General features: G+C 66.7%; 13 protein-coding genes. 4 read left to right on the forward strand and 9 right to left on the reverse strand.

From position 1 onward, the window contains the following. Positions 1-441 precede the first annotated feature (441 nt). From AC1DKD_RS32380 to AC1DKD_RS32395, 4 genes are all read left to right on the forward strand, one after another. Positions 442-840 (forward strand): cupin domain-containing protein, encoded by a 399-nt coding sequence (locus tag AC1DKD_RS32380; RefSeq protein WP_441628538.1) that lies wholly within the window; start codon positions 442-444, stop codon positions 838-840. A 71-nt stretch (positions 841-911) separates the two neighbouring features. Further along, on the forward strand, positions 912-1889 hold the full coding sequence (locus tag AC1DKD_RS32385) for a Bug family tripartite tricarboxylate transporter substrate binding protein (protein WP_035862792.1): 978 nt from the start codon (positions 912-914) through the stop codon (positions 1887-1889). A 113-nt stretch (positions 1890-2002) separates the two neighbouring features. Beyond that, on the forward strand, positions 2003-2977 hold the full coding sequence (locus AC1DKD_RS32390; protein ID WP_441628537.1) for a Bug family tripartite tricarboxylate transporter substrate binding protein: 975 nt from the start codon (positions 2003-2005) through the stop codon (positions 2975-2977). Between the two features lie 7 nt (positions 2978-2984). After that, entirely contained in the window at positions 2985-4157 is a 1173-nt protein-coding gene (locus AC1DKD_RS32395) for an acyl-CoA dehydrogenase family protein (protein ID WP_441628535.1), read from the forward strand. A gap of 133 nt (positions 4158-4290) precedes the next feature. Here the strand turns inward: AC1DKD_RS32395 and AC1DKD_RS32400 are convergent, their stop codons facing one another. From AC1DKD_RS32400 to AC1DKD_RS32440, 9 genes are all read right to left on the reverse strand, one after another. Further along, positions 4291-4449 (reverse strand): DUF3309 family protein, encoded by a 159-nt coding sequence (locus AC1DKD_RS32400; RefSeq protein WP_441628533.1) that lies wholly within the window; start codon positions 4447-4449, stop codon positions 4291-4293. Positions 4450-4558: 109 nt separating this feature from the next. Continuing rightward, positions 4559-4741: a glycine zipper 2TM domain-containing protein gene (locus AC1DKD_RS32405; RefSeq protein ID WP_441628532.1), complete on the reverse strand. Its 183-nt coding sequence runs from the start codon at positions 4739-4741 to the stop codon at positions 4559-4561. Positions 4742-4942: 201 nt separating this feature from the next. Beyond that, positions 4943-5803: an NAD(P)-dependent oxidoreductase gene (locus AC1DKD_RS32410; protein WP_035862799.1), complete on the reverse strand. Its 861-nt coding sequence runs from the start codon at positions 5801-5803 to the stop codon at positions 4943-4945. 98 nt (positions 5804-5901) lie between these two features. Further along, on the reverse strand, positions 5902-6213 hold the full coding sequence (locus AC1DKD_RS32415) for a hypothetical protein (RefSeq protein ID WP_045241085.1): 312 nt from the start codon (positions 6211-6213) through the stop codon (positions 5902-5904). Positions 6214-6333: 120 nt separating this feature from the next. Further along, on the reverse strand, positions 6334-7362 hold the full coding sequence (locus AC1DKD_RS32420) for an NAD(P)-dependent oxidoreductase (RefSeq protein ID WP_441628529.1): 1029 nt from the start codon (positions 7360-7362) through the stop codon (positions 6334-6336). Between the two features lie 172 nt (positions 7363-7534). Continuing rightward, positions 7535-9217 (reverse strand): ABC transporter ATP-binding protein, encoded by a 1683-nt coding sequence (locus tag AC1DKD_RS32425; RefSeq protein ID WP_441628527.1) that lies wholly within the window; start codon positions 9215-9217, stop codon positions 7535-7537. Beyond that, the gene (locus AC1DKD_RS32430; RefSeq protein WP_441628525.1) at positions 9214-10044 is read right to left on the reverse strand and encodes an ABC transporter permease; all 831 of its coding nucleotides are present in this window, start codon (positions 10042-10044) and stop codon (positions 9214-9216) included. Before AC1DKD_RS32430 ends, AC1DKD_RS32425 begins: the two co-directional genes overlap by 4 nt. After that, positions 10041-11024 carry an ABC transporter permease gene (locus AC1DKD_RS32435; protein WP_441628523.1) on the reverse strand — a complete coding sequence of 328 codons (984 nt, stop codon included), beginning with the start codon at positions 11022-11024 and terminating at the stop codon, positions 10041-10043. Before AC1DKD_RS32435 ends, AC1DKD_RS32430 begins: the two co-directional genes overlap by 4 nt. A 7-nt stretch (positions 11025-11031) precedes the next feature. Further along, the coding region (locus AC1DKD_RS32440; protein ID WP_477144166.1) for an ABC transporter substrate-binding protein at positions 11032-12042 on the reverse strand (1011 nt) is incomplete at its 5' end.

Consider the following 12042-nt stretch of genomic DNA (forward strand, 5'->3'; position numbering starts at 1 on the left):
AAGCCCATCGTGTCCAGCCAGTAAAAAAACTTGGTGCGATTGTAGCAGCCCTACGCGATTCACCTTGCCGCCCCCGCCGCGGCGGGAATCGGCCAAATCAGGCATCGTGGCCAGGACGGGCGCCCGTCACACTTCGCGCGTCCCCCCAATTCGGTGCCGTTCCTGCGTGGCTTCATGCCAACAGCGCTCCGCGCCCTCCCTGGCGGAACCCATATCCGCCAAATTTTGTTACATCTACAGAATGCTAAACCGGATATTTCTATCTGTGGACGGTAATTTTGGCGGTAGAACTGCCATCCACTTCCATCAGGCGCTTGCTGGGCGTACCTTTGCTGGACGTGTTTGTTTTCATGGGTATAAAATAAAATTCACAAACATGAAAAAATGATCGGTTTGCCTGTCGCCCTCCCTGGGTGGGGCGAAACTGGCAAGGAGACTGCAATGACATCCCCCTCGTCCTCGCCGACCTGCTTCGTCCGTGCCGAAGACGTGCCCGGCTACCACCCGGCCAACCATGTGGGTACGCTGAACCGCCGCATCATTGGCCGCGAGAATGTCGGTGCCACCCAGCTTGAGGTGATCCACGGCACCATCGAGCGCGGCAAGGGCGCCTTGCCGCACGCCCATCCCGGTATCGAGCAGGTTTGCTACGTGCTGGAGGGCAGGGCGCTCGCCGAGGTGAACGGCCAGTCGCGCGAGCTTGGGCCCGGCGACTGCTGCTTCTTCCCCGCCGGATCCATGCACGTGTTCACCGTCATCAGCGACGAGCCCGTCAAGCTGCTGGTGATCTACGCCCCGCCTTATGAGGAATCCCCGGATCGCGTGATCCGTCCCGCCTGAGCATTGCCCCGTCCCGGGCGGTTGCCCGCAGCCGAACGGACGTTCGTAGTTGAAGCCTGGAGGAGATCCCGATGAAACTGTCTTCCCGACGCCGCCTGATGCTGTGCGCCGCGATCTGGAGTGCTGCGCCGGCCCTGGCCTGGAGCAGCGCCTATCCCAGCAAGCCGATCCGCATGGTGGTGCCTTACGCGCCGGGCGGAGCCTCCGATGTGGTGGCCCGGCTGGTCTCGCAGAAGCTGTCTGAGGCCCTGAAGCAGCCGGTGGTGGTGGAGAACCGGCCGGGCGCCAACGGCATCATCGGCACCGACCAGGTCGCGCGTGCCGCGCCGGATGGCTACACCTTGCTGCTGAACACCGCCGGCGCGCAGACGCTGAGCCCTGTCCTCTACAAGGCCGGCTACGAGCCGCTCAAAAGCTTCGCGCCAATCAGCCTGATCAGCAGCATCGGCTTCGTCATGGTGGTCCACCCGTCGGTACCGGCCAAGACCGTGCAGGAGTTTGTCGGGCTGGCGCGTTCCAAGAGCCGTCCGCTGAGCTTGTCGGCCGGCAGCAGCATGATCGAGCTGATCGGGGAAACCTTCAAGACAACCGCCGGCACGCCGGATGTCGTCAGCGTCTCCTATCGGGGTACCGGCCCGCAGATGCAGGCGGTGGTGGCGGGCGAGGTCGACATGACCATCGACCCCTTTAACGGGATGGCAATGATCCGCGCGGGCCGGCTGCGCCCGCTGGCAGTGCTGTCGTCCAGGCGCTCGCCGGCGCTGCCGGATGTCCCGACCATGCAGGAAGCCGGCATCCAGGGCATGAACTTCAATTCCTGGGCTGGCTTGCTGGCGCCGGCGGGCACGCCAAAGGAAATCGTTACGCGGCTGAACCAGGAAATCGTCCGGATCGTGGCCATGCCGGAGATCAAGGCGCGCCTCGCCGCCATCGACTATGAAGCCGTCGGCAGTACGCCCGAGCAGTTCGCCACCATCATTGCCGACGACGCCGCGCGCTGGGCCAAGCTGGTGAAGGACACGAACTATAAAGAAAAGACCGCGCCATGAAGCGGCGGGGCTGCCGGTCCGGGTGTTAGTCCGGCCGTCGGTTCCAAGCCACCACCACAAAGCGGATCCATCGCAGAGGGATCGCTAACCAGAAAGAAGCAGGAGACAACACGATGCCAAGATTTACCACGCTGCTGCGCGCGGCGCTGCCATTGCTGACACTCGCCGCGGCGCCGTACGCGGCGGCGGCCGATGCCTATCCCAGCAAGCCGATCCGCATGGTGGTGCCCTTCGCCGCCGGCAGCGGCACCGACGCGGTAGCCCGCATCACGGCCAAGGAACTGGGCGATGCGCTCAAGGCCAACGTGGTGGTGGACAACCGTCCCGGGGCCAACGGCGCCATCGCCGCTGAAATCGTCGCGCAGGCCGCGCCTGACGGCTACACGCTGTTCATGACCACCAACACCACGCATTCGGCCAACCCTTCGCTGATGAAGAAGCTGCCGTATGACCCGATCCGCGATTTCACGCCGGTGGCGCGCATGGGCAACCTGCCCTTCATCCTGGTGGTCAATCCCAAGTTGCCCGTCAAGACGGTGCCGGAACTGATCGCCTACGCGCGCGCTCATCCCGGCATGTCGTACGCCAGCGGCAACAGCACCGGCATCGTGTCGGGCGCCACCCTGGGCCGCATGGCCGGGCTGGACCTGCTGCACGTGCCGTACAAGAGCACGCCGCCGGCCATGACGGATGTGATTGCCGGGCAGGTGCCGATGATGTTCGTCGACGTGGCGGCCGGCATTGCCAACGTCAAGGCAGGCAAGCTGCGCGCGCTGGCGGTGACCACGGCGCAGCGCAGCCGCCTGCTGCCGGACCTGCCGCCGCTGGGAGACACGTCTGAGCTGAAGGGGTTCGACATTACCTCCTGGAACGGCGTGTTCGCGCCAGCGAAGACGCCGGCGGACGTGGTCGAGCGGCTCAACCGCGAGCTGTCCCGCATCGCCGCCAGCAAGGAAGTGGCGCCGCGTTTCGAGGCGCTGGGGTTTGAAGCATTCGGGCAAACGCCCAAGCAGTTTGCCGGCTTCGTCGCCGGCGAACTGGTCAAGTGGACCAAGCTGGTCAAGGACGCCGGCATCCAGCCGGAATGAGGCAAGCATGAACTTTGAAAGAACCCCCGAACAGCGCGCCATCGTCGAGGCGGTGACGCAGATTTGCAGCGACTTTGGCGCCGACTACTGGTCGGGGCTCGACGACGAAGGCAAGTTCCCCCATGCATTCCACCAGGCCATGGCGAAGGCGGGCTGGCTCGGCATCGCGATGCCGGAGGCCTATGGCGGCGCCGGGCTCGGGATTACCGAGGCGGCGCTGATCATGCAGACGGTGTCGGCGTCCGGCGCCGGTTTTTCCGGCGCGTCGGCCATCCATATGAATGTGTTCGGCCTCAACCCGGTGGTGGTGTTCGGCAACGAGCGCCAGAAGGAGGCGGCGCTGCCGCCGCTGATCGCCGGGCAGGAGAAAGCCTGCTTCGCCGTGACCGAACCCGATGCCGGGCTCGACACCACTCATCTCAAGACCCAGGCCGTGCTGTCGGCCGATGGTGGCAGCTATCGCGTGGACGGCCGCAAGATCTGGATCTCCACCGCCCAGGTGGCCGACCGCATGCTGCTGCTGGCGCGCACCACGCCGCTGGAGCAGGTGGCCAAGCCGACCCAGGGCCTGAGCCTGTTCTACACCGCGCTGGACCGCAAGCACATCGAGGTGCGCGAGATCCACAAGATGGGACGTGCCGCCGTGGACTCGAACATGCTCTTTATCGACGGCCTGACGGTGCCGGTGGAAGACCGCATCGGAGAAGAGGGGCGCGGTTTCGAATACATCCTGCATGGCCTGAACCCTGAGCGCATCCTGATTGCGGCCGAAGCCGTCGGCCTCGGCCGCGTCGCGCTGGAAGCGGCGACGCGCTATGCCAGGGAGCGCACCGTGTTCGGCCGCCCGATCGGCCAGAACCAGGGCATCCAGCATCCGCTGGCGCAGGCCTGGATGGCGCTGGAAGCGGCCGACATGATGGTCTGGAAAGCGGCGTGGCTGTATGACCAGGGCAAGCCCTGCGGCGCAGAAGCCAATACCGCCAAGTACCTGGCGGCGGAAGCCGCCCACCAGGCTTGCCAGACCGCGGTCCTGACGCTGGGCGGCATGGGCTATGCGCGCGAGTACCAGGTGGAGCGCTACCTGCGCGAATCGTATATCCCGCGCATCGCACCGGTCAGCGCGCAACTGATCATGTGCCATATCGCCGAGCGCGTGCTGGGTTTGCCGAAGTCCTATTGACGAGGCGGCGGGACAATCCCGCGCGGGGAACCCGCATTCTTTCAGCGATGAAAATAATAAAGGGCGCCCCGCCGATGCCAGCGGGGCGCCCTTGTTTCCCTGAGCGAATACGGATTTCCACAGGTCTCTGTCTCTATAGCCGACCCATCACGACCAGGACCACAATGATCAGCAGGACCAGTCCGAGGCCGCCGCTTGGGTAGTAGCCCCACCCGGTGCTGTACGGCCAGGTTGGCAATGCGCCGACGAGCAGCAGGACGAGGAGGATAAGCAAGATCGTACCGATGGCCATGACGGGCTCCTTGACGAATGGATAAGCGTGAGGTGCTTATGGGATGCCTATGGGGTGCTTATGGTTGTTCTGTGCGGGCTATGCAATGCGGTGCGGACCGGGGCCAGCGTTACTTGCCCAGTTCGTGGCCGATGACGCCGCCAGCCACCGCGCCGCCGATGGTTGCCGCCGTATTGCCGTGCGACAGTTCATGGCCTGCAACACCGCCGGCCACGGCGCCGGTAGCGGTACAGCCGTTCAGCCCGATCAGAAGTACCGCGCCCGCGATGAGCGCGCTTGCCAGTCTCAGCATGTTGGTCTCCTTGATGCGTGGTGCCGGTTGCGTGACAGGTACACCAGCCATGCCTACAAGATAGCCGGGCAGGTTGGCGGCACCAGCGGGGCTGCCTCTGATAAGGATGTAGGAATTGGACGACGCCGCGAGCGCGGCGTCAGGGAGGGAGGCGGTCCAGGCGGAAGGGGAAGTCAGCGGGCAAAGGCTGCCCGCCAACTGTTAGCGCAAGCGCTTGATCAGCGCGGAGGTGTCGGCGCGGCCGCAGCCGTCTTGCTGCAGGTCCGCGTAGAACTGGTCGACCACAGCCGTGACGGGCAGGCTGGCGCCGTTGCGGCGTGCTTCGTCCAGGCAGAGGCCGAGATCCTTGCGCATCCAGTCCACCGCGAAGCCGAAGTCGAACTTGCCTTCGATCATGGTGGGGCCGCGGTTTTCCAGTTGCCACGAGCCCGCGGCGCCCTTGCTGATCACGTCGAGCACGACCTTCATGTCCAGCCCGGCGCGCTCGCCGAAGGCGATGGCTTCCGACAGGCCCTGCAGCAGGCCGGCAATGCAGATCTGGTTGACCATCTTGGCCAGCTGGCCGGCGCCCGCGCCGCCGATCCGGGTGACCGCGCGCGCATAGGCGCCCAGCACCGGCTCGATCTGGGTGAACACGGCCTCGTCGGCGCCGCACATGATGGTCAGGATGCCCTTTTGCGCGCCGACTTCGCCGCCCGACACCGGCGCATCGACAAAGTGCAGCCCGCGCTCGCCGGCGGCGGCGTACAACTCGCGCGCGACATTGGCGCTGGCGGTGGTGTGATCCACGAACACACAGCCTGCCGGCGCCGTGCCGAAAGCACCATTGGCGCCGGTGAGCACCGCGCGCAAGTCATCGTCATTGCCCACGCAGGAGCAGACCACTTCGGCGTCCCGGGCGGCCAGCGCCGGGGTGGCCGCCGATTTGCCGCCGAAGGCCGCGACCCACTGCTCGGCCTTGCTTGCCGTGCGGTTGTACACGGTGACCTGATGGCCCTTGGCGGCGAGATGGGCCGCCATGTGATAGCCCATGACACCCAGGCCGATAAATGCAACACGCATGACTAGGAAACTCCAGGACCCGCGGTGAGCGCGGGCGAATGTGACAAAGTGGGCAGCCCCCCCGAAGCCGGGAATGCTGCCATTCTTGCAATGCAGCGTCAACAAGCCTTGCCGGTGCTCCCGGTTGTCAGCATGCGGGCGATCGACGCGGCTGTGGCGGGAGCAAATTGTTGCACGCACTCGCGCGTCAGCGCCAGCGTGTAGGCCAGCGCCATGATCCGATTGTCGAAAGTCCGGTTGAGCATGAATTGTGAGGAGAGCTCCATGCCGTTGCCCGGCTTGCATAAGCGGACGAGTGCGCCCCAGCGGCCGTCCTCCACCGGCAAGATATCCACGTCAATCGCATATTCTCCCTCCGTGCAGGTCCAGGCGGGCCCCGCGAGCCGCCGTTCCGCTTTGTCAGTCACCATGTCGTTCCTCCGCGCTTTTCTGGCGAGAATCCCCGCGCACCGGGCCGTCCCGATGCCATGACTCCCGCTTCCTGGTCCGCGGTCATTGCCACGGGCCATGACTTCCTTGCAGGCGCCGGGCTATTTGCCGGCATCCTGCGCATGTCCGCCAGCGGGCACACCGCGCAGGCGCGGCAACCTGCTGGCATGTTCGGCGTTGACGGCGCCATCGGGTATGCGTCCGCGCAGCAGGTCTTCCACCTGGCGCACGGCATCCATGGCCTGGTGTTCGGCGGACTGCGGCGTCAGCCCGCCGATATGCGGCGTAGCGATGACGAGCGGGTGGCGGGCCAGGGCGAGGGAGGGTGTCTGATCGTGCCCCCGCCCGACATCCAGCGCGCACCCGCCGAGATGCCCCCGGTTCAGCGCGTGCAGCAGTGCCGGCTCATCCACCAGATCACCACGTGAGGCGTTGATGAAGCAGGCGCCGCGCTTCATGGCGCTGAAGGCGCCGCGATCGAACAGATTGAGGGTGCCCGGCATGACCGCCGCAAGGCAGACCACGAAGTCGGCGCGCGACAGCAGGGTGGGCAAGTCCAGGCGCTCCAGCGCGAGGTCATCGACGTCCGCATAGGGATCGCTGACCAGCACCTTCATGCCGAGTGCGCGGCCGAGCGAGGCGAGATAGCGGCCGATGGTGCCGTAGCCCACGATGCCGAGGCTGGCGCCCCGCAGCTCGCAGCCCATCGCGGGCGTCGCGTGGCCCCAGTTGTGATAGCTGGCGCTGGCCCGGCTGATGCCGCGGCCCAGGTCGATCATCACTCCCACCACCCATTCGGACACCGAGGCGGCGAAGCCGGGCGAGGCTCGCGTTACCAGGACGCCGTGACGGCTCGCCGCCTGGACGTCGATCTCCCGTATGTCCACGGCAACCCGGCACACCGCCACCAGGTCCGGCAGTGCCTGGAACACCGCGGCGGGCACCGCCAACTCGCGCGAGGCGACAATGATGTCGCAGCCGGCCGCGGCGCTTGCCAGTTCGTCCGGCGCGAGCCCGGCCTCGCTGTCATTAAGCCTGAGAGTGGCCACCGCACCGAGCCTGGCGAGCGCGCGGCCGCTGAAGTACAGCGCACGCGCGCTGGGCCCGTGCGTCAGGCAGATCGTGCGCATGACAGCCGTCTTGCATGGCTTCGATACATTCCGCGTCCTCGCCGTCTTAATCAACACTTTAGTAAAACGATTTAGTAAATCGGTTTACAAGATCATAGGCGAATGCCTGGCAAATGCAAGTGGGTACCGGAACGGGCCAGGACGACGGGCTTTGTGGCGTTCAGCCAGGGGATCACCAGAGGCCTGCCTGCACCGCATCGGGTTCGGCGCAGGCAGGCGAGACCCCAGCGGCCCTTGCCCGGCCCGCCACCGCCTGCCTGCCCGGCACCGCTGCCAGCAAGGCCTGCGTGTAYGGATGGCGGGGCGAGCCAAACAGCGCTGCGGTAGCCGCTTGCTCCACCACGCGCCCGTCCTTCATGACGGCGACGCGGTCGCAGACCTGGGCGGCCACGCGCAGGTCGTGCGTGATCAGGATCAGCGACAAGCCGGTGCGCGAGCGCAGGTCGTCGAGCAGCGCCAGGACCTGGGCTTGCACGGAGACGTCCAGCGCCGAGACTGGCTCGTCGGCCACCAGCACGTCAGGCTCGAGCGCCAGCGCCCTGGCCAGGCCGATACGCTGGCGCTGGCCGCCGGAGAATTCATGCGGATAGCGGTCGAGCGCGCTGGGGTCCAGTCCCACCAGCTCGAACAGCTCAGCCGCTCGCTGGCGTGCCCGCAGCGGGTGCTCCCCGTGAATCAGCGGTCCCTGCGCAACGAGTTCCCCCACGCGCCGGCGCGGGTTGAGCGAACCGAACGGGTCCTGGAACACCATCTGGATACGGCGGGCGCGTTGCCGGCGCCGCGCCGCGCCGCCGGCGAGAAGATCTTCGCCATCGAGCCGCAGGCTGCCGCGGTCCGGGTCTAGCAGTCCCACCAGACAACGTGCCAGTGTGCTCTTGCCGGAGCCGCTCTCGCCCACGATGCCCAGCGCGCCGCCGCGCGGCAGCGTCAGGCAGACCTGGTCGAGTGCATGGACCTGGCGCTGGCCCCGGTCGAGCCAGCTGCCGCTGCGATAAGTCTTGCCGATACCGTCGATGGCGAGCAGCGTGTCACCCGCCACCACGCGTGGCGCCGGCGGCTCCAGCGCGGGCACGGCGGCCAGCAGCGCCTGGGTATAGGGGTGCCGGGGCCGCGCCAGGATCTCGGCGGCGGGCCCGGTTTCCACCACTTCCCCCTGGCGCATGACCGCGATGCGGTCGGCGATCTCCGCCACCACGCCGAAGTCATGCGTGATGAATAGCACCGCCGTGCCTTTGCGCTTCTGCAGTTCGCGGATCAGCCGCAGGATCTGGGCCTGGGTAGTGACGTCGAGCGCGGTGGTGGGCTCGTCGGCAATCAGCAGGCTGGGTTCGAGCGCCAGCGCCATGGCGATCATGGCGCGCTGGCGCTGCCCGCCCGACAACTCGTGCGGGTAGGCGCCGGCGGCAGCATGTGGCTGCGGGATCTGTACGTCTTCCAGCAGACTCAGCACCTTGCGCGCGATTTCCGCCTTGCCCAGCCGGGTGTGGGTGCGGAACACCTCGCCAATCTGGTCACCGATGGTGCGCAGCGGGTTGAGCGCCGTCATCGGCTCCTGGAAGATCATGCCGATGCGGGCGCCGCGTATGCGCCGCAACCCGGCTTCGGACAGGGCCGTGAGCTCGCGGCCTTCGAACAGGATGTGGCCGGCGCTGCGCCGCACCCCGTCGGGCAGCAAGCCAAGCACGGCGCCGGCGGTCATCGACTTGCCGGAGCCGCTCTCGCCGACCACGCACAGGACTTCGCCAGGCGCCAGCGCCAGCGAGACGTTGTTCAACGCCAGCCCGCGATCGGCGCCGGCAGGCAAGGCGACGCTCAGCGCGTCGATACTGAGAAGAAAGGGCAAGGGTCCGCTCATGGGCGCTTCAGCCTGGGGTTGAGTGCATCGTTCAGGCCTTGTCCGACCAGCGACACCGCCAGCACGGTCAGCAGGATGGCGATGCCGGGGATGGCCGACACATACCATTGCGAACGCAGCACGCCGCGCCCGCCGCCGATCAGGTTGCCCCAGGAGGCCACGTTCGGGTCGGACAGGTTGAGGAAGGCCAGCGCGCTTTCCAGCAGGATGGCCAGCGCCATCACCACGCTGGCGTACACCACCACCGGCGGCAGCGCATTCGGCAGGATCTCGCGGAAGATGATCTGCAGGTCGCGCATGCCCAGCGCGCGGCACGAGTGGACGAAGTCGCGGTTGCGCAACGTCAGGAACTCGGCACGGGTCAGCCGTGCCGTGGCGGGCCAGGATACGGCCCCGATCGCCAGCGTCACGGTGGCGATGCCGGAGCCGAATACCGAAACCAGCACCAGCAGCAACAGGAAGCTGGGCAACGTCTGGAAGCCTTCGGTCAGCCGCATCAGCAGGTTGTCGGCCCAGCCGCCGTAATAACCGGCGAACGCCCCGATCAGGATGCCGATGCAGACGGCGATTAGCGTGGCCACGAAGCCGATCAGCAGCGATACGCGCGCGCCATGGAAAATCTGGGCGGCAATGTCGCGGCCGGTCTGGTCGGTGCCGAGCCAGAAGCGCGGGTCCTCCAGCGGCCATTGCAACGGGCGCCCGGCCAGCGAAAGCGGGTCGGCCGGGAACAAGAGCGGGGCGGAGGCCGCCATGGCGATGACCGCCAGCAACACCAGCAGGCCGACGAAGGCGGCCGGGTTGCGCAGATAGCGTTGGAGCAGCTTCATGCCTTGCGTTCGTGAAGGATGCGGGGGTCGAGCAGCGCATACAGCATGTCGACAATGAAATTGATCGCGATCACCAGCAGCGCGCTGATAAAGACAATGCCCAGCAGGGTGTTCAGGTCGCGCTGCACCACCGAGTCATAGGCAAGCCGGCCCAGGCCGGGCAGTGCGAACACGCTCTCGATCACCACCGAGCCGCCCAGCATGGTGCCGAACTGCAGCCCCGCCAGCGTCAGCAGCGGCAGCAGCGCGTTGCGCAAGACATGCCGCACCAGCACCGCGTATTCCGCCAGCCCCTTGGCACGTGCGCTGCGCACGAAATCCAGGCTCAGCACTTCGAGCATCGACGCGCGCATGATGCGCAGGTAGATGGCCAGGTAGATCAGCGCCAGCGTCACGGTGGGCAGTACCAGGTGCCACGCGATGTCGGCGATGCGCTCCAGCCCCTTGTATCCTGCGGCCACATCCATGTAGCCGCCCGGCGGCAGCCACCCGAGGTGGATGGCGAACACCACGATGCCCATCAGGCCGAACCAGAACGACGGCGTGGCATAGAACACCAGGCCGAGCATGGACACCAGCGTATCCGGCCAGCGGCCGGCCCGGCGCGCCGCGGCGACGCCAAGCGCGACGCCGCACACGGCGGCCAGCACCTGGGCACAGCCCATCAGCAGCAGCGTGACTGGCAGGCGCTCCAGGATCACCGCTGCCACCGGCTTGCCATAGATGGCGGAGTAGCCCAGGTCCAGATGCACGAGACGCCACAGGTAGCGGCCGAGCTGCACCGTGGTGGAGGCGTCCAGTCCGTAGAACTGCCGCAACTGGCCAATGACCGCCGCATCGGCGCCACCCATCTCCGCCACCAGCGCGTCGACGGTGTCGCCGGGGGCGAATTGCAGCAGCAGGAACAGGCCGCACAGGATCAGCAGCAGGGATGGCAGGCTGGCGGCCAGCCTGCGCAGCGCGAGCAACAACACACGCATGGCCGGCTCAGGCCGAAAGCCAGGTGTCATACCAGCTGCTGGAGGGCCAGCGCGGCGTGTTGTGGTCGTTGTGCACGCGCTTGCTGGTGATCGAGTAGAACTCGCGCTCCGTCACCATCCAGACCGGCAGCTCGTCGTTGACCTCCTTGACCCATTCGGCATAGAGCGCCTTGCGCCTGGCCGGGTTGATTTCCGAAGCGGCATCGTCGATCAGCTTGTCGACCTTGGCCGATTGCCAGCCGTACTGGTTGGTCCAGGGCGCGCCCTTGGGGCTGCCGGAGCGGTACCAGACGGTGGTCGAGACCGCCGGATCGCCGCGGTACTGGTGCCAGCCCGTGGCCAGGTCGAAATTCCAGTCGCGGTAGACGGTCGACAGCGCGCCGGCGATGTCGAGCTGCTGCACCGTGACCTTGATGCCCACCTGGGCCAGCGACTGCTGCACGAAGGTGGCGAACAGCGGCACGTCCTCGCCGTTCTGGATCGGCACCAGCTTGAGCGTGAAGCGGTTGCCGTCGGCGCCGCGCTTGAAGCCGGCTTCGTCGAGCAGGGCCTCGGCGCGCTTGCGGTCGAACGGGTAGGGCTGCTTGCCACCCGGATAGAAGGACGACGTCGAGGGGATCGGGCCGGTGGCCGGCTTGGCGGTGCCGTACAGGAAATTCTTGATGAAGAACTCCACGTCAATGGCGTGCGCGATGGCGCGGCGCACCCGCACGTCCGACAGCTCCTTGCGGYGCACGTTGAACTCCAGCGTGTTGTTGTACGAATTTGCCTCCAGGCCCTTGGTGGACACCTTGAAGCGACCGTCTTTCTTGAAGCGCTCGAGGTCGGCCAGCCCCACGTGCGAATAGGTGGTCAGCTGTGCCTCGCCGGTTTCGATCGCGGCGGCAGCGGCTGATTTGTCGGTGACGATGCGCCACACCACGCGGTCCAGGTAAGGCGTGTTCTTGCGCCAGTAAGCGGCATTGCGCTCGGCGATCACGAACTGACCGCGCTCATACTGGACGAAGCGGAAGGGACC

The organism is Cupriavidus sp. 05T313 (assembly GCF_056396665.1).

Coding starts and splice junctions, on each gene's coding strand:
- AC1DKD_RS32380 (WP_441628538.1), top strand. CDS start 442: ATGACATCCCCCTCGTCCTCGCCGACCTGCTTCGTCCGTGCCGAAGAC.
- AC1DKD_RS32385 (WP_035862792.1), top strand. CDS start 912: ATGAAACTGTCTTCCCGACGCCGCCTGATGCTGTGCGCCGCGATCTGG.
- AC1DKD_RS32390 (WP_441628537.1), top strand. CDS start 2,003: ATGCCAAGATTTACCACGCTGCTGCGCGCGGCGCTGCCATTGCTGACA.
- AC1DKD_RS32395 (WP_441628535.1), top strand. CDS start 2,985: ATGAACTTTGAAAGAACCCCCGAACAGCGCGCCATCGTCGAGGCGGTG.
- AC1DKD_RS32400 (WP_441628533.1), bottom strand. CDS start 4,449: ATGGCCATCGGTACGATCTTGCTTATCCTCCTCGTCCTGCTGCTCGTC.
- AC1DKD_RS32405 (WP_441628532.1), bottom strand. CDS start 4,741: ATGCTGAGACTGGCAAGCGCGCTCATCGCGGGCGCGGTACTTCTGATC.
- AC1DKD_RS32410 (WP_035862799.1), bottom strand. CDS start 5,803: ATGCGTGTTGCATTTATCGGCCTGGGTGTCATGGGCTATCACATGGCG.
- AC1DKD_RS32415 (WP_045241085.1), bottom strand. CDS start 6,213: ATGGTGACTGACAAAGCGGAACGGCGGCTCGCGGGGCCCGCCTGGACC.
- AC1DKD_RS32420 (WP_441628529.1), bottom strand. CDS start 7,362: ATGCGCACGATCTGCCTGACGCACGGGCCCAGCGCGCGTGCGCTGTAC.
- AC1DKD_RS32430 (WP_441628525.1), bottom strand. CDS start 10,044: ATGAAGCTGCTCCAACGCTATCTGCGCAACCCGGCCGCCTTCGTCGGC.
- AC1DKD_RS32435 (WP_441628523.1), bottom strand. CDS start 11,024: ATGCGTGTGTTGTTGCTCGCGCTGCGCAGGCTGGCCGCCAGCCTGCCA.